The following is a 23065-nucleotide window of genomic DNA, read 5'->3' as shown; positions in this document are numbered from 1 at the left end:
CAGATAGCAGTCATTTTAGCAAGCTTGTGAGCGTAGAGCACTTCACTCATTGGGTGAAAGGCATGATGATAAAATCATCGTATTGCTTAAACAGTTACTCTTATACTCAGCGTTCAACTGGTGTTTTTAGGTTCATATACACAGAAAAAATTACTGATAGCTAGGCATGAATAACAGCAAGTAGTGGTTACCGACATACTAAACTGTCGTTACTTCGTTTCTACTTGCAAAGTTTATAACGCAGCTAGCGGTGATTTTGGCAAGTATATGAATGTTCAGCACTCACCTGATGGATAAATTAGGGCTGTTCAATTTTGTATTTAACTTCAATAAATTAAAGTTAATACCAATTACAGTAATTAAATTCTCAGCTCAAAGCTATGTATGTGTTCAAAGTACAAGTGAAATTGATGAAGACATAGTTATTACCGACATACAAAACTGTCGTTATTACATTGCTACGTTGAGACAGTTTTGCGTAGTAATTTGGACACATACAAGCTCCCGAAGGGCAAGGCTAAAGGATTCCATTACTAGGTTACAAGTTTTTGAATTATCCCGATAGTACTTCAAATTTGCGCCTTGTACTGAAATCCTTTAGATCTTGCTGAGTGGGAAGTTAATTACTGTAATTGGTATAAATTGTGCGTTCAACCGATTTATTTAGGATCATGTAATTGATTAATTGGGCAGTGCCCGTTCGTCGCCCCAATGGATCATTTTATAAATAGGCTCTGAAAGCTGATTTACGATTGGATTTTTCAAGAAATTATAAATGATTTGTATATACTCTTGGTGAACATTTAGATTGATCCACTTTTTAGTACTCGTCCTCAAGTTATGATGTTCATCTAACAATGTTGTTCTAGGGCACAGAATCGATTTTTCATTTGGTATTATGTCATCGAGGGTGCTGGAGAATTCTACACTGGTCGTTTCAAGCATGACGATAAGTAATGCATATTGATCTTGTATTCGAAAGAATTTTTCATGATTTCTATCTTTTCTCATTCCATGAACCAAGGCTCGAGTCGTATATAATTCGGTGTAGACAAATGCAGATCTTTTTTTACTAGAAAAAACGATACTCTCAAGATCAATGAAGTGAATATCACTGATTATGCGATGATCTTTTACTTTAGCCACTAAATTATTAGGCGTAATATCAACTAAATACCTGCTTTTTTGGTGCTGCCTTTCAACTCCCAAACAAAAAGTTTTAAAGTTAATTACGGCTATGTCTACACCATTGTTTTGGCAGTTGAATAAATCTAGACCGCCATTACGAGAAATCTTAGTTTTAACATCCACTATCGCTGTCTGGCAGAATAAGCCATCATCCATAACCTCACGTGCAGTCGAGTTATGCTCACTGATTGTTTTGTTGCTGTATGTTTTACCTAGAACAGGTTTTAGGTAAACAAATGTTCTATCAATACCCGCTACTTCACTATAGCTTCCTGAGACTGAAGCTTTACAATTTGGCGGACACCACATTATAGGAAATTGCTTATAAGCATCAAAAAATAACGCACTCGGAGCAGTCTGTTTGGTGGTTTTCCTCCCTTCCTTGTAGTAACAACGCAATGTTTCACTGTATTGAGGTGTCATTTTAATAAACTCTGAAGGCAGCGTTTTATGCATTTTGGTCGCTTTTTGGACTGCATTTTTATGTTCAATAAATCGTTGTCGTTTTCTCTGTCTAAAATTTATCATTACCTTGCATAGTACTTTAGCGGCTTGCATCAACTCTGTCGTAGGTTCTGGAAATTGAGGAGTCCTGAAAGATTGCAGCTCAGTAACAGGAACAAAAAGCGTTTCTTTTGCGATGCTTTCGTCATCCTCATCTTCAGCCCCCCAAGATAACAAGTCGCTATTTTCTCCACATTCCAGAGTAACGTCGGATAATTTGGGATACTGCTCTATCGATGGTAATTGGCAGCAAACATGTGTTGATGCTGAGTGTTCTGCAACTTCCTGAAATAATGTGACATCTGGATCGCCATCCACTTGAACGACATGAAACCCTTTCCTGTCTGCCCCCATATTTTCAAGTGTTTGATTGTCTAGGATTAAATCTCGTTCAGATAAAAGTTCAGGGATGGTAGGCAGGGTAACGTCGGAGACAAGATCTGAGACCATGCTGTGTTGCCAAAATAGTTAAAATACACTTAACCATTTTGGAACGAAATGATTTATCTGTCGATATGCGTTAACCATCTTTAAGATTCACTATATCTTGCGTTAATCTGAATCATCGCTCTCTGTTGTATTTTCTTGGCCATCAATTTCAGACGCTGTACTTTCCTCTGTATCTGGTGAGTCATCATCTTCCAAGCCATTGGTTTCCTCTTTATCTAGTACTTCTTCATCATCTTCATCTTCATCTTCATCATAGTCAACTGACATAACAAATCGAAGTAATTCAGCAACGGGTTCAAATAAGCTCTCTGGAACAAAATCACCGGCTTCGACCTGTGCATATAGACTTCGTGCTAATCCAATATTCTCCACCACTGGTATTTCGTTTTTTTCAGCCAAACTGACAATATGCAACGCCATATGATCCTCTGCTTTTTCAAGCACTTTAGGGATTGGTGCCTCTTCGGCATCATATAAGATACAGACAGCAAGGTGATTTGGATTACGCACAACAGCGCTGGATTTTTTTACATTTGAGGCCAAACTGCCAGAAGCCACTTCCCGTTGAGTTTCCCTCCGCTTTTGCTTTATTTCAGGATTACCCTCAGTGTCCTTTTGTTCTTGTTTCGTTTCTTCTTTTGTCATTTTTAACTCTTCCATCGTGGTATAGCGCTGAAACGCATAATCAGCGGCTCCAAAGAGTAAATAACAAGCTACAAAGCACCCCCATAACCATAAAATAAGGGTCATCATAACCTTTAATCCACATTCTTCATTGCAGATTGGTAGGTATTGAAATGAATTGGCGTATTTATGAAGGATGTAATAAAAAACGATGCTTAACACAAACACTTTAAAAATGTTTTTTAATAATTCAAAGATGCTTTTCATTGAGAAAAGCTGTTTGGCATTATTGACAATATTGAGCTTATCAAATTTAAATTCAACGGCTTCAGATGCCCATACAGGACCGGTTTGAAACACGTGCCCAAGTATAATTACAATAACAAGAACTAAACCCAAACCACCAATATACTTCCCAAATAGCACCATGAACTCACCGTAAACGAGATCCGTTGCCACTTTAAAATCGAGATTGATACTGGCAATACTTACGTCGATAAAATGCATAGAAGCTTGAAGAAATGGGTGTCCAAAAGCGAGAAAAAAGGCCAGTATCGCAGCCATTTCAAGCCCTGTCACAATTTCTGTTGATTGAATTACCTGCCCTTTATTTCGTGCATCTTTAATTTTTTTCTGGGTGGGTTTTTCGGTTTTTTCTCCGCCTTCAGCCATACTCTACACCTCAATCCGACGATTCAAGTATGTGAAACAACACTTGGAAATGTGACTCAGCCGCATTAGTACGCTCAAGATAATTGGTAAAGGCAAAATTAAGGCTATAAATCATTAACAGTAAAATCATTACACTCTTCACAGGCATAGATAAAAAGAATACGTTTAATTGTTGTGCTGAACGGTTTACCAGACCAAATGCCGTATCAGTCAGCAGCATAATGACCATGGCAGGCATAGAAAACCCCATAAAAAGTGCATTCATAAATCGCCATTCGTTCATAATGAATTCAAAGAATGCCGAATTATTTGCTAGAAAAAAGCCCTCGCCGGGAGGCAAAATAGTATAGGAGTGATACATGCCACTCAGTAGAAAGTTCATTCCACCGGAAGCGAGAAAAATAGCGCTTAATACTTGAGTGAAAAAAATCCCATAAATTGACGACTCCGCACCCAGTAACGGATTCAATACTGTCGACAATGAAGAGCCACGCATGGTATCAATTAAAAAGCCGGACATATCAATCGCCCAAAAAGGCACCGCGGCACAAAAACCAATGATCAAGCCAATACTAAACTCTTTCAAATAAAGACCGATCAACTCTAGATAATTAGCCTCGAGTAAATAGGGCTGCATATCCATTAATTTCGGGATCGCTGGAAAAGCAAATATAATAACCAACCCATTACGTACTAAGGCCGTCCCCATTGCCCCACCTTTAAATAAAGGTAACAAAAGCAACATACCAATGGGTCTCATCATTGCTAATGACATTACTGGTAAATATTCAGTAAGTGCTTGATAGAGCACATTGTCCAAACCTAACCCCCAACTTGGCTAATCAGGTCAAATACATGGTTAGCATAATTGAGCATAGCCACACCCATCCAGTTATATGTCATAACCATAACGATACTCACACCAACTAATTTGATTAAAAACTGTAGAGTTTGGTCTTGTATCTGAGTGAGGGCTTGCACCAAACTGACAGCAATACCAAGAATGGATGCGACAAGTACGGTAGGAAGAGATAGCAATAATGTTATCCATAGAAGTTCGGAGGTAAGGTGGATCAGTTCTGTTTGATTCATGCGAATGACAACATTAATTGAGTAACAAGTTTTTCCCAGCCGCCCATCATAATGAAAATAAGGATCTTAAACGGCAAGGCTATCGTCATAGGCGAAACCATCATCATCCCCATGGCTAACAAAATGTTCGACACGATAATATCAATGGCCACAAACGGGAGATAAATCAACAATCCGATTTTAAAAGCTTCAATTAATTGACTCATGGTAAAGGCAGGTATGAGCACGACAAGCGAGTCCTTCGACAAGTCTTCGTGATACTCTTGCGGCCATATTCGGTGACCAATTTTTGAAAAAAAGTTAATTTGCTTGATGTGACTGTGCTTAGTTAAAAATGCTCGATACGGGATGGCTACTTGCTTATCAAGCTTTTCGAGAATTTCTGGAGAATCCAATGATATCGGGTTTTTCTTGATGTCATCGTAAATATCTTTACCCACCGGAGCCATAATGAACATGGTTAATATCATCGACAGACCATAAATGGCCATATTCGGTGGAATTTGCTGTACACCGAGTGCTGTCCGTAACATAGACAGCACTATTGATATTTTTAAAAACGACGTACCCATTATCGCAAACAGCGGCAACAATGATAACGCGAATAAAACAATGATCAGATGTACGGGATGATCGAGTAAGCTCATTGAAACTTCCTGTTAATTTTATCCAAGCTTAATACCCAACGTTATTTGTCCATATCAGGTAAAACCCTGACTTTTCAGCTGGAGATTTTTTATATTTTTTTCTGCTACAGTTCAAGAATAGACGCTGTTTTCAAGTTCAGCCATTCGATTAATTAACATATAAATCTGAACACTAGCTGATAACTCCAAATTTAATTCCAGCGTTTTTTTGCACCCTTTCACGGCTCACTTATAATCATTGGTATTTGTAGGGGGGGATTAGATGTTAAGCCGCCAGATTTTATGCCTTATACTAAGCCTACCTCTACAGACATCTTGCAAAACCAATGAGAGCGTTCAACTCGTTGATAGCTTTTCTGCCTCGAATATCGGGAAGCCTTCTGCAGCACAAGTTACCTCCTATCAAACTCAAATATTATTAAATAATGATAATAGTGATACGAGCCTTGACCATATGCCCAAATGGCGTAACTGGTGGTACATGAAATTTGAGGGTATTCCGACAAATCGGAATTATAGATTGGTTATTAATGACTTATTTGAAAAACAAAACCCTGGTTGGCAACATCCATACACCCCTGTGTATTCTTATGATAAAAGACATTGGAAACGCTTTGAGCCCAACGAAGTCAGTCAACAACAAGATACGACTAATACTCAAATCAAGTTCAGTGTAACAATGAGTAAAACCTTTACCCAAAAGTCGGTGTGGATTGCTCGCTTTTACCCCTATACCAATGATGATCTTAATCTTTTTTACAAGCGATTATTGTCTCAGAACCCAAACTTAAAAACTAATGGCTACTTCGTTAAATCAGCATTAGCCTGGTCCCCGACTCATAACCTTCCCATTGACATGATTACTATTACTAATCCAGCTATTGCTCCAAATCATAAAAAACGTATTTGGATACAAGCAAGAAGTCGTGCTTCAGATTCCGGCAGTTCTTTTGTGGCGGAAGGCATTATTTCTTGGTTGCTTGATGAGACAAATAACGATGCGAGTAACATACTGGATAATTTCATCATTCACATTGTGCCGATGCAAAATGTCGATGGAGTATTTGATGGCAATTATTTATTAAACAGTCGCACTCAAAATCTTGACAATTTGTGGTATCCACAAGGGTCGAACCCTTTATTTTTAAGTGATGGTGCTCCAAAAGAAAATCTGATCATTAACAGTAAAATACGTGAATTACTTGACCAACCTGGCAAGTTCAATATGGCGATTAATTTGCACTCGGCGCAAACGCAGCAGCAAACTCGAGCCTTCTTTTATCCACATTTTGGAAAGAAATCTCATAGATACACCTCGCAGCAAACAAATCTATGGAATAATTCCATTAGATTTGTAAATAGTGTCAGAGAGCATTATGGAAAATTTGGCAGTCAGTACTTGATCGAGCCAAATCCGAGAGATGGTGGAAAGGGTTTCAGCTATAACAGTTCACTTGAATCTTGGTGGTGGAAGAATTTTCATGATCAAGTTACCGCCATTACATTAAACACCACCAATGATCATGCCGGATTTCAACCAGAGTATGTCACACCAGACAGGCTCAGAAAGCTCGGCGGAGCACTCATGTTAGGTATTCTAGAATACAATCATTTACCCACCATCGATAACTCACTCGAACCTGCATTAACAGTCACAAATAGCGCTAACGATTGAGCATCAGTGTTTGAGCAAACTGCTCTACTTTGTTCCAGTCTGTAAACTCATAGCAACCACTCACGTCCGTAGGCCCTTTCGTCATCCACATAATAAAGCGAATCATTGTGCGGTCAAACCAAGTGTATTTTTGGTAGTCGATTTTACCGGCAAAAACAGCTAATGAATCTGGCTTCCAAGAGGATTGTTGTAAAAATAATTTCATATAAGGATTCGTTTGCGGCGTATTCTTATTGGGTTTACGCGCCACGACATTGACAGAAAAAAAACTGCTTTTCTTGTTATTGAGTTGAGCCTTATTTTGCTCAATAAAGGTAAACAGTTCAGGCCGAAATTTTCCATAACGGATACTGGCTCCCACAACAATCTGTTGATAGGCTTCTAATTCAAGTTGTGCAACCTGCTCCAGTGACACCAAATCAACGTCTGCTTGTGCCTCTAAGTGCGTTTGTAGGCGTTTACAAATTGCTTTTGTCTGACCATCAACAGTGGAATAAACCATTAACACTTTTTGCATAATACATCCTAAAAAAAAATCGATCAGTTCTTCCAAAAGGCGGGCGTAAACAATACAAGTAAAGTAAACACTTCAAGTCGCCCAAATAACATGGTTATTAATAAAACCCATTTGGCACCATCGCTGATATCAGCATAATTACTGGCAACTTCTCCCAATCCTGGGCCAAGATTATTTAAACATGCCGCTGTAGCACTAAAAGCGGTCACGTTATCCATACCAAGTGCCAGCAATGACAACATACTGATCAAAAACACCAAGGCATAAGCCGAAAAAAAGCCCCACACTGCATCCACAACACGGTCTGGCAACGCCACGTTGCCCATACGAATTGAAAAAATAGCTCGAGGATGCACCAATCTTTTTAACTCTCTAGAGCCTTGCAGAAGCAGCAAAATCATACGGATGACTTTAATCCCACCCGCCGTTGAACCACCACTGCCACCAATGAAGCTAGAAAAGATTAACAACATGGGTAAGAACAGCGGCCAACTGTGAAAACTTTCAGTGCCAAAGCCCGCTGTTGTAGACACAGATACCGCTTGAAATAATGCATGACCCAAGGTGTCTTCAGCTGAATCATAGATGCCGCTATTGAATAAAACTAAAAAGCAAATGACAGTGAGCGCCAATTGAACCCCAATCAACACCTTAAATTCAGCATCTTTTACATATACTTTTAAGTTGATACCACGACGACTGAATGCAGCAAAATGTAAGCTGAAATTAACCGCTGAAATAAGCAGGAAAAACACACATATTAGATTAATTACAGGACTATTAAAGTAACCAATGCTGGCGTCATGAGTTGAAAACCCACCAATGGCAATGGTTGAAAATGAATGACAAATAGCATCAAACACATCCATCCCCGCAAACCAAAAAGCCGTCGCGCATGAGATGGTTAATAATAAATAAATATACCAAAGTGCTTTGGCCGTTTCTGCTATTCTTGGGGTCATTTTGCTGTCTTTTACTGGGCCTGGAATTTCAGCTCGATACAACTGCATTCCACCGATACCGAGTACAGGTAAAATAGCAACAGCGAGGACAATGATCCCCATACCGCCCAACCATTGCAGCAAATGTCGGTAAAATAAAATCGCCTTAGGAAGATGATCAAGCCCAGTGATGACCGTTGCGCCCGTAGTGGTTAAGGCAGAAAAAGACTCAAAAAAACTGTCTGTCCAACTCATTTGAGGCTCGCTGGCAAACACAAAAGGCAATGCACCTATGGAGCCAAGCACAGTCCAAAACAAAACCACGATTAAAAAGCCTTCACGGGTTCGAAGCTCCGCTCGATACTGCCGGTTGGGATACCACAAACTGAAGCCTAAAAACAAACTGACGACAAAAGCTTGAAAAAATGCGATCCCACCACCATCACTGTATAAGATAGCGACTAATGCAGGTGGTAGCATGGTCATAGAAAAAAGACCCATTAATAGGCCCGTTATTCTTATTATTGTGCGATATTGCATGGGGCGATATTCATCAATCCTTTGGTCTAAAAGTTATTATACCAATTACAGTAATTAATCTCTCACTCAGCAAGAGCTAAAGGGTTTCAGTACAAGGCACAAGCTCGAAGTACTATATTCCCTACGGCCGCCATACGAAACTGGCGTTCAACGCACTTCGTGCTTTTGTCGAGATAATTCAAGTGCTTGCAACACAGTAATGGAACCATTTAGCCTTGCCCTTCGGGAGCTTGTATGTGCTCATTTTTGTTTATAAAGAATACTACTCAAAATTGTCTTGACGTAGCAATGTAATAACGACAGTTTTGTATGTCGGTAACAACTATGCCTTCATCAATTTCGATTGCACTTTGAGCACATACATAGCTCTGAGTTGAGCATTTAATTACTATAATTGGTATTAATCCACAAATTGAAACGCAAGTCTGCCTTGGGTCAATGTTGCCAACTCATCGGCAATGGCCTTTTTAGTCGATACGGGAATTTCAGCCACAAGTTTGACTTGTGCGGTAAATGATTTATCTACGATAACCCCATCAAACCGTTTCAGCAAATACTCTACATCACCCAACTGAGCATAATCACACACTATCGTTGCTCGCACTCTTATTTGTTTCCTGACTAATTCAAGCTGAGGTAAACTCCGCTTTATGCCACCAGAATAAGCTCGAACTAACCCTCCAACTCCGAGCTTGGTTCCACCAAAATAACGGATCACAACAACACCTATCTCACCAATATTACTGCCTTGAAGCACAGATAGCATGGGGCGACCCGCACTCCCAGAAGGCTCGCCATCATCGGTAGAACCACAATGAACCGTGTCGTCAGGCTGTCCAGCAACAAAGGCATAGCAATAGTGCCTTGCATCAGGGTATCCAGTCCGCAAGTTGGTAAGTGCCAACTTTAAGTCACTTTCAGATTGGCATGGAAATAACACGGTAATAAATCGACTCTTTTTGATTTCTTCTTCTATCGTAAATGGCTTTGCAAGAATCAAATAACTGTCTAATGGTACGTTCATCAATAATTACTGTAAGCCACAATCACGGGTCATGTTTTCAACTCTATCTTGATGAATGATCACATCATCTTCAATCCGGATCCCACCAAAAGGTTTTAACTGGTTAATAATAATCCAGTTAAGCTGATGCCCCCGATCGTCTTGCTTTAACTCATTGAGCAATGAATCGATAATATAGAATCCAGGTTCGACAGTAAGGACTTGATTTTCAACTAAAGTACGAGTGCAGCGTAAGAAAGGATGTTCTTTTGGCGACGCAATGTGAGTACCACGTTCATCATGGGCGAAGCCAGCTACATCATGGACTTGCAACCCAAGCATATGACCTAAACCATGTGGGAAAAATGCTTTAGTGATACCTTGAGAAACCAAGCTTTCAACAGTTCCCGTCGCAATATCAAAGTTAATCATTAATTGAGCCAGTTTTTGGTGTGTTGCAAGGTGTAAATCAACATAGCTTACCCCTGGGCGCATCATATTGATGATCTCTTGCTGCAAAGCATCCATTCCTGCAATCACATCACTGAATAGGTTTTTCTCAGCACTGTAAGTTCGACTAATATCTGAAGCATACCCGTTACAATTGGCGCCAGCGTCAATCAAAAATGAGTGTTTTTGTTGCGGTTTCTGATGAGATTGAACCATATAGTGCAGTATCGCACTGTTTTCGTTAATGGCAATAATACTGCTGTAAGGAGCTTGGTTTTCCGATTGCCCAATCGCGGCTAAGTACTCTAATTGAATATCAAATTCACTGCCACCATCAAAAAATGCCTGTTTGGCCACGTGATGACCAGTCACCGCAATTCGGTTTGCTTCTCGCAAACAGTCCAGTTCATAAGCTGTTTTAAATGACCGATGAAAATGCAAATATTGCATGACTGCTTCAGGGTTGCGATGTTGAATGCCCAGAACGTTTGCCACATCTAAGTGCTCACCGATGTACGCCCAATGAGTCAGATCTTGCGGGAGTAACTGCGCCACTTTATCCACTTGAGTTAACATAACAATTTCAAAACAATCACGCCAATAGCTCATCGGTACATCAGACACTTTGTGCCAAAAATCAACAGGACGATAGAAGATCAATTTCGGTTTTGATACTCCATCAACCACTAACCAACAATTTGGATTATCAATCAGCGGTAACCAAGCTTTAAAATGCGGATTGACTTTAAACGGGTAATCCATATCATCAAGGAATTGACGATGTACCTGTCCTGAGTGAATCACAAGCCCAGCAAGTTGTTCGCGTTGACAAATTTCAGCACAACGATGATTAAGTTCATTAATGTGTTGCTGATAGTGCTGGCCGAATCGATCCATTAGTAAGTCCCTTCATTTTTAGCAATGAGTTATTTTTAACGATTCTACCATAGCTCATTAAAAATCTACCATTTCAATCAATTCAGGACAGTGAACTCGACACCCAGTAATTTCTTATTTGTTTATCCCGTGTAAACTAAAAGTTGCACCTTCAATTGTCACGAGTGTTTTAGAAGGATTCTTTTTCTACCTGCACACTCACGCAAGTTGTGTGTTTTTTTGAAATAAGAAACGTCATATGACATTTCAATGATTTCGCATAGTTGCTGCTATCCACACCAACCATACTGGTTGGATCTATGGACGATCTTTTGGCAAATGCTGTATCGACTCGGATCACTCCAGACTTAAGTTCAATAATACGAATAGTCTGACTGTCTCCAACTTGCGAGTCATCATCATTTTCTCCAATTACGCTTAGTCCAGGAGCCCACGAAGTAATACGACAACAAATGGTTTGTGAAGCAAAAATCCCCAACCGATTTTTTTGGTATTCATTTTTACACAATGTATCTAATTGCTTGATAATTTCGTCGGTTTTCTCGCCTTTATGGTATATTTGCTCTTCATGGCCGAGTGAACAAATCCTATATTGAAACCTTTCAACATCTTGCAACATCACTCTTTCTTCTTGAGATTCCGCTTCAGCTTGATAATGGCTTTTATTCGCAAGATCTTTGGCCACATTAGACCTTTTTGCATCCTGTTGCCTTATTTTAACCCCTTGTGCTACCGCCTCTTCAGCGCTCTCACAAAAAGCTGTCAATCGCTTATCCGTATGTTTTATCGCTAAACGCTCTCGTTTTTTACCTTGCTCTCCTTCGATATAACACATCACCTTTCCACTGACGGATATTTTAAAATCAAGTTTATTGGCATATTCTGGAATTAAGGCACTTTGAAGATCACAAAGTGCACTCAGCTTTCCTGACGCGCCTTTAGGTGAACAAAAAGCACCAAAAATAGCCTTGGCAGCTTGCTCCTTACTCTCTGCTTTACACCAATTAAGCCAACACTCTCGGTCGGCAGGAAGCCTTAACTTAACATCCAAATAAGGTGCCGAATTTTCTCGGGTAGGATCTGCAATCGTAATCCGTAATGATCCACTGTCCGCTTCATAGTTCAGACAGATATTTTCACGGCTGCCCGAATTTATTAATGATACTAACGACCAATAAGCTTCCATTCGTTGTTCATCGGAGTATCGATGAGTTACATTCGCTAGGCGATAAAAAGCTAGCTCTGCATCACCAATATGACTCCCTCGAAAGAAGTTTTTGATCCTCTGCCAGATACTTCGAACATGGCTCTCTTTATTCAACCCTTTTAACTGCTCCATTTTATTAAATGAAAGCGCGTCGGCAGGCTTATCGGTCAGAGTTAATCCGTTACTTATCATTTTGCCCCCCTAACAATGAGATGACACGAATTTGCTACCCAACACCATGACAAACTTAACGCCATAATTCACGTTAATTTATGTTCACTCATTTCTCTAGAATATGGTTTCAACAAATAATTTTCTTCTAAGGAAAAATCAAACATGTGTTTAAATTTGTGTTGTATTTTACTCTTTTTAGCAGCAAACTGATAAGTTCTTCATCTACACTTTACACAATCACAACTCTGGAACTCCTTATACGGTTAGCTTTTAAAAAAGGAAGGAAGCAAGCAATGATCTATCAAAGTTCTACCATTGAAGTAGAAATGCTTAACGATAATATTGCCAAGCTGTGCTTTAACGCTACAGGCTCGGTAAATAAATTTGATCGCGAAACCCTCACCTCACTGGACGCTGCACTTGATGCCCTCACTGAGATTAAACCAAGTGGTTTAGTTATTTGTTCGGCCAAAAATACATTTATTGTCGGGGCTGACATCACTGAGTTTCTATCTTTATTTGCTGAAGAAGACGCCACGCTACTGTCATGGATTGAGCAGACTAACCAAATATTTAATAAGCTAGAAGACTTACCCTTTCCAACGGTTTCAGCCATTAACGGCTACGCATTAGGTGGAGGTTGTGAAGCGATTTTGGCAACCGACTTTCGAGTCTGTGACAGTAATGCAAAAATCGGCTTACCAGAAACCAAACTTGGCCTCATTCCAGGGTTTGGTGGCACCGTCAGGTTACCTAGACTTATCGGAGTTGATAATGCATTAGAGTGGATCACCACGGGTAAAGAGCATAGACCAGAAGCGGCATTAAAAGTCGGAGCCATCGACGCAATTACCACACCTGAGCAATTACCGAATACCGCAACTCAGATGCTAATGGATGCCATTTCGAACAAATTAGATTGGCGACAACGACGTAACAAAAAGCAAGCAGCCCTACCGTTACCAAAGCTTGAATCGATGATGTCCTTCACCACAGCGAAATCAATGGTCGCTAAGGTCGCCGGTAAGCATTATCCCGCACCGATGTTAGCCGTTGATGTGATTGAGCAGGCTTCACATAAAGCGTGCCGCGAAGCTTTGAAGGATGAACACTTAGCTTTTATCAAACTGGCCAAATCCGAATCAGCTCATGCACTCATTGGCATATTTTTAAATGATCAATTAATTAAAAATAAAAGTAAGCAGCTTGCGAAACAATCCCAACCCATAGCCCACTCAGCCGTGTTAGGTGCAGGGATTATGGGCGGTGGAATTGCCTATCAAAGCGCCAGTAAAGGCACGCCAGTTGTAATGAAAGACATTGCCCAGTCGTCACTTGAGCTTGGCCTAAATGAAGCCTCTAAATTATTAAACGGCCAGATCAACCGCGGCCGCTCCACACCAGAGAAAATGGCTAAGGTGCTTAATAACATTACCGCTACGCTCGATTATTCCGCCATAAAACACTGCAACATCACCATTGAAGCCGTTGTTGAAAACCCAAAGGTAAAATCCCAAGTACTTCAAGAAGTAGAGCAACATACCTCGACTGACAGCATTATCGCTTCAAACACTTCAACCATTTCTATTGATTACTTGGCCAGTCACTTAACACACCCACAGCGTTTTTGCGGTATGCATTTTTTTAATCCCGTGCACAAAATGCCACTGGTTGAAGTGATCCGCGGTCAACACACCAGCGATGAAACCCTTGCTACCGTTGTTCATTACGCCAACAAAATGGGAAAAACGCCCATCATTGTCAACGATTGCCCTGGCTTCTTCGTCAATCGTGTTTTATTCCCTTACTTTTCAGGCTTTAATCAACTTGTGGTTGATGGTGCTGACTTCGTCCAAATTGATAACGTCATGGAAAAGCAATTTGGCTGGCCGATGGGTCCCGCTTATTTGCTTGATGTTGTCGGCATTGACACTGGCTGTCATGCCCAAAAAGTGATGGCGGATGGGTTTCCGCAGCGCATGAGCTTACCTAGTGCAGACATTATGAAACTCATGTTTGATAGTCAACGACTTGGACAGAAAAATGGTCAAGGTTTTTATCAATATATTACTGATAAACGTGGTAAACCGAAAAAACAAATTGCGCCAGAAGTGGCCGAACTTCTGAGTCAACACTGCCAAGACAAAACAGAGTTTTCGGCCGATGAAATCATAGCACGTACAATGATCCCTATGATCAACGAAACAGTACGATGCCTAGAAGAAGGTATTATTGCTTCTCCTGCTGAAGCGGATATGGCTTTGGTCTATGGCCTCGGGTTCCCACCTTTCCGCGGTGGTGTTTTCCGATATATTGAAACTATGGGACTCGCTAACTTTGTTCAACTTGCCGATAGCTATGCCCACTTAGGGCCTTTGTATCAAGTAACAGACAATATGCGTACACTTGCCGCCAATAACGGCCGCTACTACTCAGCCTAAGACAAGGAATTTATAATGAAAAATGCGGTTATTGTAGATTGTATTCGCACACCTATGGGGCGTTCTAAAGGTGGTGTGTTTCGTCATATACGTTCAGAAACCTTGTCAGCTGAGCTCATGAAAGGCTTGCTCAAGCGTAATCCCAATGTAAAGCCTGAAATGATTGAAGATGTCATTTGGGGCTGTGTTCAACAAACCTTAGAGCAAGGTTTTAACATTGCTCGCAATGCAGCACTGCTAGCAGGCCTGCCTAGAACTACCGCTGGGGTTACCGTTAACCGTTTATGTGGGTCTTCTATGGATGCTCTACATCAAGCGGCTCGTGCGATCATGACAGACATGGGAGATACCTTTATTGTCGGTGGCGTTGAACACATGGGTCATGTGCCCATGATGCACGGTGTCGACTTCCATCCAGGGCTTGATCATCAAGTTGCTAAAGCTTCAGGCATGATGGGACTCACCGCAGAAATGCTTGGCAGAATGCACGGAATTTCCCGAGAACATCAAGATGCTTTTGCCGTCCGATCTCATCAACGGGCTCATGCAGCAACGGTTGAAGGTCGGTTTGCTAATGAAATTTACCCGATAGAAGGTCATGATAGTAATGGAGCATTAATCTCGGTCAATAGCGATGAAGTGATTCGCCCTGAAACCTCAATGGAAGGGCTTGCTCAACTTAGGCCCGTTTTTGATCCAGTACAAGGTACAGTCACCGCAGCCACATCATCAGCGATATCCGATGGCGCTTCAGCGATGCTGGTCATGGAAGAAGAAAAAGCACGCTCACTCGGGCTCACCATTAGAGCAAGAATAAAGTCTATGGCTGTAGCGGGTTGTGCTCCCGCCATTATGGGTTATGGTCCAGTGCCTGCCACTCAAAAAGTTTTACTAAGAGCAAACTTAACCATTGATGATATTGATGTCGTTGAGCTTAACGAAGCTTTTGCCGCTCAATCCTTACCTTGCGTCAAAGATCTTGGCTTGACTGATGTTGTTGATGAAAAAGTAAATCTGAATGGCGGTGCCATCGCCCTTGGTCATCCATTAGGCTGCTCTGGAGCTCGTATATCGACCACACTCATTAATATCATGGAAGATAAGAATGCCAAATATGGTTTAGCGACCATGTGTATTGGTCTAGGCCAAGGCATCGCTACGATATTTGAACGACCTTAATCATCTTGGTGGATAAGGTGAAGGCAATTGATTGCATCACCTTACCCATTCCCTTGTTATACCAATTACAGTAATTAAATGCTCAACTCAAAGCTATGTATGTGCTCAAAGTGCAATCAAAATTGATGAAGACATAGTTGTTACCGACATACAAAACTGTCGTTATTACATTGCTACGTCAAGACAATTTTGAGAAGTATTCTTTATAAACCAAAGTGAGCACATACAAGCTCCCGAAGGGCAAGGCTAAAGGGTTCCATTACTGCGTTACAAGCACTTGAATTATCCCGACAAAAACACGAAGTGCGTTGAATGCCAGTTTCGTATGGCAGCTGTAGGGAGTATAGTACTTCGAGCTTGTGCCTTGCACTGAAACCCTTTAGCTCTTGCTGAGTGAGTGAGAGATTAATTACTGTAATTGGTATTACCTGAAGGTGCATGATTTCAGCACTTTCACGCCTTGAAAAATGAACCGTTGTAAATGCCCTGAATGTTGCATCTTCAAGTATCATGGGAATTGTTCCACGTGAAACTACTTGGATATTATCCCCAGCAATAGTAAAATTGCCTTTTAATGGTAATCTGCAGTAACAGTAAATGAACGACAATTATGAATTTGCTCAACATCGTCTTGATGCGTTAGGTCTACGCTGTCCAGAACCTGTAATGATGCTGCGTAAAAAAGTACGCCACATGAATGACGGTGAGACGTTATTAATAATTGCAGATGATCCGGCCACAACTCGTGACATTCCAAGCTTTTGCGAATTTATGGATCACACACTTTTACACAGCGATACTAAAAATACCCCGTATCACTTTTTGCTTAAAAAAGGGCTTTAAACTGCATTATTTTCTCAGCACATCCAAATAGCTATATATATCTCAATGGCACTAACTTAAGATTTAGCTGAAGGTTTACTAATTGAACAATAGAGAGTAAATCATACAGATTAAGGTTTTTCTAGTGTCACGCCATGAATACTACAACTCGCCAATTCTTCAATGATGCCCCAGAATTGTTACGTCGCTTTGCTCAAACGGAAGAAGATGAACTTTCTTCAATTCTCACTCTGCAAGATTTAGAAGATTTTCAAAAAGATAATACTCAAAGAGTACGCAAGTATCCCGCCTGCCACACACTTTCGCTTTTCATGAAGCAAGTTGCCAGTGAAAACAAGTCTTGTCGTTGCACACTAATCAGTGACGCTAGAGATCAAATTGCTATAGGTCGAGAGAAAAACAGCACAATTACAGGTCCCTACTGCAAAGCAAGAAAACGGTTATCTCCAGAGTCAATTAAATCGCTATTGAAGAAATCAGGAAAAAACTTAGATGAAGCGATTCAAGGGAAATACTTATGGCATGGTCGTAGAGTGCTATTAACTGACGGCTCAACACTATCTATGCCTGATACGCACGAGAACCAAGCCCAATTCCCTCAACCTAAATCACAAAAAGAAGGGCTGGGCTTTCCTCAGCTGCGGATTTTAGTGTTAATTTCTTTGGGTAGCGGTGCAGTCATTGACTCGGCTGTTTCACCTTGTAAAGGGAAAGGTACTGGCGAGCAGGCACTATTAAGAAGTATGCAGTCAGACTTGAAACAAGGTGACATTGTACTGGGAGATGCTAATTTCGAAAACTACTTTGTTCTTGTAGGACTAATGGGGTTAGGCGTTGATGCTGTTTTCGAAAAAAACGGAGCCAGAAATGTCGATTTCAGAACCTGTGAAGAAAAGCTGGGTAAGCGAGATGGTTTATTTAAGCTAATTCGTCCATCCTGTCCAGAATGGATGACCCCAGAGGATTACGCTCAAGTGCCAGAAGAGCTTATCGTCAGAATGGTAGGAACAAAGAAACGTATCATTGTTACCACGCTCACGGATAAAGAAGTCTATCCGAAGCAAGATATTATTGATTTATACGTTTCACGATGGCATATCGAGTTGGATTTTAGGTCAATCAAGACCATGATGAAAATGGATATTTTAAGGTGTGGTAGTCCAGATATGGTGCGTAAGGAAATTGATGTTCATTTGTTAGTTTACAACATGATAAGGGCACTTATGTGCCGAGCGGCAGAAAAAAAAAGGAATATCGCCTAGAGAGGCAAGTTTTAAAGCCGCACATGACGCATTACAAGATTTTCAGATATTACTTTTGCAAGCCACCGAAGGGATCATTGACACTTTATTGGATGTGATAGCAGATATTATCGGCGAGCATATCGTTGGCAATCGCCCGGGGAGAAAAGAACCGAGAGCAAAGAAAAGGCGACCGAAACCGACACCAAGGTTACAACATTCAAGAAAGCAAGCACGTAGGCTTAAGGTATATCAGAAGTAATTCTTAAGTTAGTGCCATTGATATATATCTCTATATCAAAGCCATAAAAGATAATACCAATTACAGTAATTAATCTCTCACCCAGCAAGAGCTAAAATCTAGCGATATAGAAAGTACCAACCTTTGTCATACCTGCAAAGGCTGGTATGACAAAACACAAACCTCTTGTGTTAGTACGCACCAAGGGACGAGGTATTAAACTCGAAGTGATTAACTAAACAAAGCTTAATCAGAATATCATTCATTTTTAACCCTAATAACCTCATTCGTTGTTAACCTTTATCTATAGTTGAAACTTCATTTTAATGAGGTTTTGTTTAGCAACGGCATTGACTGTATGTTGAATAAATTATTTGGCATTGGATCAAGTTAGGAAAGTTACGGAAGAAAGTATACCTATGAGTTCTCGTCACTCCAGCGCAGGCTAAAAACGAAGTATGTCGGTAGTCTAGTGCCTTTGCTTTTTCTATAAAAGTCACTGGATACCAGCCTTCGCTGGTGTGACAAAGATTTGTACTTTCTAAATCGCTAGATCCCTTATTACAGGATAAATTATGGCCTATCAAAATGCGAAACCTTTATCGACTCCTATTGCTGCATATAGTTATTTACCAACACCACACATAAGTCATGTAGAAGATAATCAAAATAAAGATCATGATGATTTTGAAATAATTGATGCGCCATTCCCTAAAACTATGTCTCGCCTTGAAGCTATAGCTCAAACTGTTGATGTTGAAACTCAGGAGCGATGTTTACAAGAATCATCCCAAAAAAAATTTCGTTGGCTAAAAACTCAAACCACAAATTACCCCTATAAGGTCTTAAAAAGAACTGCTGAAACACTACCGCTTTTAAAAAACCTAACTCGGCTCAAAGAAGCCCAGATAACAAAAATATTGAACGAAACAACAGAAAACCATAGGGAGTTCATTCAATCTCCAGAGCAACTCATGTCAACATTAGTGTGCCTACGTGAGAAGTGTGATCTCTCAAAATCAATTGTTTTTATTGAGAAAAACGAACAGAATAAACAATACATTCTTGTTATTAAAGACACAGCAAGCAAAACGAATTATGTCATCGGGGAAGCAAACATTCCCATTCAAAACAGTGATAGCCAAGCACCGAGACAATTAACCTCTCTTTATCCTTCAACTCAATCTACTACTTCACCATCCAGTAAGACGGTTAGCCCTGCTCAGTCTGCCACTAAAAAGCATGATTTTTCCAGCTTGCAACAACAAGCATTACTTGTACTTCAGCAAAGGTTACCTAGACATTTTAATTCTGAAGAGCAAATTGAAGCCTTGCATAAATCAGGAGTTTTAAGAAATAGAGACGATGACCTTAGGTTACTCATCAATAAAGAAACTTCAAATGATATACTTGATTACATAACATATATGATTCACGGTATACTCTCTCGCCACATAGAAAATCAAGAAAATGCTACGGCTTTGCCCGAAAGTAAACCTTCTGTCACAAGAACCCCAAAGTTACCGACTAAACCATATATTGAACCTTCAACTCCTGTGCTTCAAACAACAAGTACACAAGCTCCGCTAACACAAAGACAGTTAAACGCATTTCAAGTGTTAAAAAGATATCAGCCTTGGATAACCGATGAGCACATGACTATCATTGCTGATAAAAATTTCCTTTCAGCCCAACTTGTGTCCATGCTACTTGGACAATCATGCCCGTTTGAATTGAATTACATTAAGACCCCTGATGATGCCGCTCAAAGTATTGCTCGTTCTTTAAGGTTACAAATGTTTAGTAAACAAATACCACGATTTACTTATATTGGTAATGAGGAATCGGTCGCCTATTTAAATAAGGCTTTTAAACATCATGTCATGGCTCAATCTTCACTTTCTGAAAGCGAATTTACACAATGCTTTTCCACTGTACAAAACGGCAAATATACTGAGCAAGCCCTTATTAACGCTGCAATAAATTTTAAAAAACTCCAACCCTTGTATCAAGAAGTTCAAGGTTACCCATTAGATCCGCAAGATTTTGGGATTTTACTGGCAGAAGACTTGTTAGCAACAGATCCTCGTGATGAAACGCTGCGACTTGCACACACACTTTACTATTCAGCTGACACGCTACAATCTCAAATTAAAGATATAACTTTTGATCAGTTTTGCGAGCAAATGGATATTAAAGAACAAGCCCGTCGGTGGGTAGTGAGTGCCTTAGAGAGAATTGGTAAATACCGAAACATTTTAAATGGCACATTACGAGTGCACGAAGTGAGTCACATTACTCCGCCACAACGAAATGGCTTATATAACTGGGGGAATAATTGTTTTGTTAATGTGGCCATACAAAGCTTTGCCCATAGTTTATTGACTAATTCAGACATATACCATGCCGCAAATAATCTCACTTTCCACTCTGCATATGAATTACTTGATCGTTTTATGCGTCGTAACTGCGCCCCTATTCCCGTGAAAGGAAGCAAGGAATATGAAAATTACCAAACAATGTTGCATGAGTTAGCCCGCGATGCTGAAAATCAAGTTGCGTATAATGAAAACCCACTCACCGAATACCCTTTACAATATCACGGAGAAACTTTTTATACTCAAGAATACTTCTACGCCTTCTTCACGTTAAGAAACAACTTAATTCATTTATGTAATACACTTAACCATAGCGTTTCAGCCGATCAAGTTATTGTTCCACATCAGTTGCAAGTCTGTTTTTTCGAAAGCTTAAATTACTTCGCGCAATTAACCAATAATACGGCTATGACCGCAATGCTAGGCAGCGCAAAAGGAATGCCTTTTATTCTTTCTGAAATGGTGCAAGCTGATCCTCATGAGTTTCTCATTGTTTTACTTGAACTATTGGGTATCGATAAATCAGAGCACGCAAACTTGAATATCACAACAGAATTTAATTTTTGGGTTGATGACGAACAGCAGCCTAGAGAACGTCGAAGAGATCCTGATACCCTACATACCATGTTACCTATTGCGACCTTGGCAGAATCATCTCCTTTCTTAGCCACTCACATAAGTCATCATTTCGAAAATGAAGAAATGGTTGGTAATGAAAAAATTAGGTGTGAAGCTATTAAGAGAGCGTCACCAGAACTACCGGATGATGCTATTCATACGTATAAGCAGCACATTATAAAAGTAAACTCTGTAGGTATTCCTCCTGAAACTTGCAGTATATCGCCTAGGTTGTATACCCAGTTTAGAGCAAAAATTAAAGTCACTAACCCATGGAAGAATAGCAAAAATTACGAAAAGCCCATTGATTTAGGCGCTGTAATGCTTGGATGTACATTGAGACAAAATCAAGTTGTTCTGCCTTTTGAATCCAGTCAAGGTGATTATTTTAATGAAGTTTATGAGCTAACCCATGCCTTTTGTCATGTAGGCACCTCTCAAGACGGTGGACATTATGTCACCATTATTGTGCCCAAAAACGCCACAATTGATACAATTACGGTCTGTGATGATACGGTTTGCCTATCACTACGCTATTATGCGATTTCTAAAAATGTCCCAATTAATAATGAAGAAGTTATTGATGCTTGCGAAGCATTAGGTTTAAGCGCTTATGCGTATTTTTTAAAGCGCAAAAACCATGATAATAATGTGTATGCTTTACCTCCGGCACAAGTAGAAACTGTTAATGTTCATAGTCACAAAGATCCATTTTCATCACTTAAGACTTATAACGATGGACAAGAATTCAAAGATCCATACACTGAGTTTGATCCTACTATTGAGCATTCTGCTCCAGCACCCAATCCAGATGATTTACCTGAACCTATTTCATTCGGATATGAAGCAAAAAAAGATACTCAAGATTCCCTTAGCCATCCTCAACATCAATCACATAAGTCTTTAAGAATGGGGCGAATAACCGCAGATATTCAGCAACCTCAAAGTTCAGCCTTGAATGATGGCCACAAACTATCAAATGTAAAGCCATCACAAGCCAATGAAACTAAACAGGCTTCACCTGCAGTTCAACCATTGGCGACTCAGAAAAATAATGATAATGCACAACCCGAAATCTGGCGTCCATCAACAGAGCTTAGTCCACTGGTCGTACGTAGAAACCATCGTTACTTTGGAGACGTTATTACTGAAAGTATTACGGCTTTACCAGAAACAAGTAAATCAAAATCAAAACCTAATAAACCGTCAATTGGAAGTAAAATTAACACCACACAATATTTAACTCCAGATCCACAAGACACAGATCAACGTCCATTTGATCCTAATTTGATTTGCATGAGCTGTAACACACAATTCAGAATCGGTGAAATTCAAATCTATGCCAGACACGCTAATAAATGCAACAAGAACATTAAATAACCTGAGTTTTGTGTAAGCACACCTCTACAATACAGCTTGTTATACGAGTTTCAGCCTTGTTGTTGCTTAAATTTCAAATAACTATCTGCACCGTATATAATATTTTGTGCATCTTTTTTAAACCTATATAGATCGGTTGGCTGAACTCGGGTTGTTTAATTTT

The 23065-nt window shown here is 40.1% G+C and carries 17 protein-coding genes; 7 read left to right on the top strand and 10 right to left on the bottom strand.

The window, feature by feature from the left end:
- Nucleotides 1-681: 681 nt before the first annotated feature.
- The 5 genes from E2I05_RS00130 to sctR form a co-directional block, all read right to left on the bottom strand.
- On the bottom strand, nucleotides 682-2142 hold the full coding sequence (locus E2I05_RS00130) for a hypothetical protein (protein ID WP_121853119.1): 1461 nt from the start codon (nucleotides 2140-2142) through the stop codon (nucleotides 682-684).
- 102 nt (nucleotides 2143-2244) lie between these two features.
- The gene (locus E2I05_RS00125; RefSeq protein WP_121853120.1) at nucleotides 2245-3438 is read right to left on the bottom strand and encodes an EscU/YscU/HrcU family type III secretion system export apparatus switch protein; all 1194 of its coding nucleotides are present in this window, start codon (nucleotides 3436-3438) and stop codon (nucleotides 2245-2247) included.
- Between the two features lie 10 nt (nucleotides 3439-3448).
- Nucleotides 3449-4249 (bottom strand): type III secretion system export apparatus subunit SctT, encoded by an 801-nt coding sequence (gene sctT / locus E2I05_RS00120; RefSeq protein WP_243641064.1) that lies wholly within the window; start codon nucleotides 4247-4249, stop codon nucleotides 3449-3451.
- An 11-nt stretch (nucleotides 4250-4260) separates the two neighbouring features.
- A complete protein-coding gene (sctS, locus tag E2I05_RS00115) occupies nucleotides 4261-4530 on the bottom strand; it encodes a type III secretion system export apparatus subunit SctS (RefSeq protein ID WP_121853121.1) in 270 nt (89 codons plus the stop codon).
- Nucleotides 4527-5177, bottom strand: coding sequence for a type III secretion system export apparatus subunit SctR (sctR, locus tag E2I05_RS00110; protein WP_121853122.1), 651 nt, complete (start codon nucleotides 5175-5177; stop codon nucleotides 4527-4529). The genes sctS and sctR overlap by 4 nt, the downstream gene beginning before the upstream one ends.
- A gap of 262 nt (nucleotides 5178-5439) precedes the next feature.
- Here sctR and E2I05_RS00105 point away from each other — a divergent pair, with 262 nt between their 5' ends.
- Nucleotides 5440-6852 carry a M14-type cytosolic carboxypeptidase gene (locus E2I05_RS00105; protein ID WP_121853123.1) on the top strand — a complete coding sequence of 471 codons (1413 nt, stop codon included), beginning with the start codon at nucleotides 5440-5442 and terminating at the stop codon, nucleotides 6850-6852.
- Here the strand turns inward: E2I05_RS00105 and hemG are convergent.
- From hemG to E2I05_RS00080, 5 genes are all read right to left on the bottom strand, one after another.
- Nucleotides 6842-7369, bottom strand: coding sequence for a menaquinone-dependent protoporphyrinogen IX dehydrogenase (gene hemG / locus E2I05_RS00100; protein ID WP_121853124.1), 528 nt, complete (start codon nucleotides 7367-7369; stop codon nucleotides 6842-6844). The genes E2I05_RS00105 and hemG overlap by 11 nt on opposite strands.
- A 23-nt stretch (nucleotides 7370-7392) precedes the next feature.
- Nucleotides 7393-8850, bottom strand: a complete 1458-nt coding sequence (locus E2I05_RS00095) for a TrkH family potassium uptake protein (RefSeq protein ID WP_121853125.1) — start codon at nucleotides 8848-8850, stop codon at nucleotides 7393-7395.
- A gap of 400 nt (nucleotides 8851-9250) precedes the next feature.
- Nucleotides 9251-9874 (bottom strand): YigZ family protein, encoded by a 624-nt coding sequence (locus E2I05_RS00090; protein ID WP_121853126.1) that lies wholly within the window; start codon nucleotides 9872-9874, stop codon nucleotides 9251-9253.
- A gap of 6 nt (nucleotides 9875-9880) precedes the next feature.
- Entirely contained in the window at nucleotides 9881-11200 is a 1320-nt protein-coding gene (gene pepQ / locus E2I05_RS00085) for a Xaa-Pro dipeptidase (protein WP_121853127.1), read from the bottom strand.
- A 169-nt stretch (nucleotides 11201-11369) separates the two neighbouring features.
- Nucleotides 11370-12599 (bottom strand): hypothetical protein, encoded by a 1230-nt coding sequence (locus E2I05_RS00080; protein WP_121853128.1) that lies wholly within the window; start codon nucleotides 12597-12599, stop codon nucleotides 11370-11372.
- A gap of 275 nt (nucleotides 12600-12874) precedes the next feature.
- Between E2I05_RS00080 and fadB the strand changes: the two genes are divergently transcribed.
- The 6 genes from fadB (at nucleotide 12875) to E2I05_RS00050 (ending at nucleotide 22902) form a co-directional block, all read left to right on the top strand.
- The gene (fadB, locus tag E2I05_RS00075) at nucleotides 12875-15022 is read left to right on the top strand and encodes a fatty acid oxidation complex subunit alpha FadB (protein WP_121853129.1); all 2148 of its coding nucleotides are present in this window, start codon (nucleotides 12875-12877) and stop codon (nucleotides 15020-15022) included.
- A 15-nt stretch (nucleotides 15023-15037) separates the two neighbouring features.
- Nucleotides 15038-16201, top strand: a complete 1164-nt coding sequence (fadA, locus tag E2I05_RS00070) for an acetyl-CoA C-acyltransferase FadA (protein ID WP_121853130.1) — start codon at nucleotides 15038-15040, stop codon at nucleotides 16199-16201.
- A 597-nt stretch (nucleotides 16202-16798) separates the two neighbouring features.
- Complete coding sequence (gene tusA, locus E2I05_RS00065; RefSeq protein ID WP_121853132.1) at nucleotides 16799-17044, top strand: sulfurtransferase TusA; 246 nt, start codon at nucleotides 16799-16801, stop codon at nucleotides 17042-17044.
- 134 nt (nucleotides 17045-17178) lie between these two features.
- Nucleotides 17179-18306, top strand: a complete 1128-nt coding sequence (locus tag E2I05_RS00060; RefSeq protein WP_133309407.1) for an IS4 family transposase — start codon at nucleotides 17179-17181, stop codon at nucleotides 18304-18306.
- A gap of 55 nt (nucleotides 18307-18361) precedes the next feature.
- Complete coding sequence (locus E2I05_RS00055) at nucleotides 18362-18547, top strand: hypothetical protein (protein ID WP_133309406.1); 186 nt, start codon at nucleotides 18362-18364, stop codon at nucleotides 18545-18547.
- Between the two features lie 554 nt (nucleotides 18548-19101).
- Nucleotides 19102-22902: a ubiquitin carboxyl-terminal hydrolase gene (locus E2I05_RS00050; RefSeq protein ID WP_121853568.1), complete on the top strand. Its 3801-nt coding sequence runs from the start codon at nucleotides 19102-19104 to the stop codon at nucleotides 22900-22902.
- Nucleotides 22903-23065: the final 163 nt, after the last annotated feature.

This window comes from Parashewanella spongiae, assembly GCF_004358345.1.
GTDB classification, from domain to species: Bacteria; Pseudomonadota; Gammaproteobacteria; order Enterobacterales; family Shewanellaceae; genus Parashewanella; species Parashewanella spongiae.
This window is presented reverse-complemented; position numbering and strand designations above follow the sequence as displayed.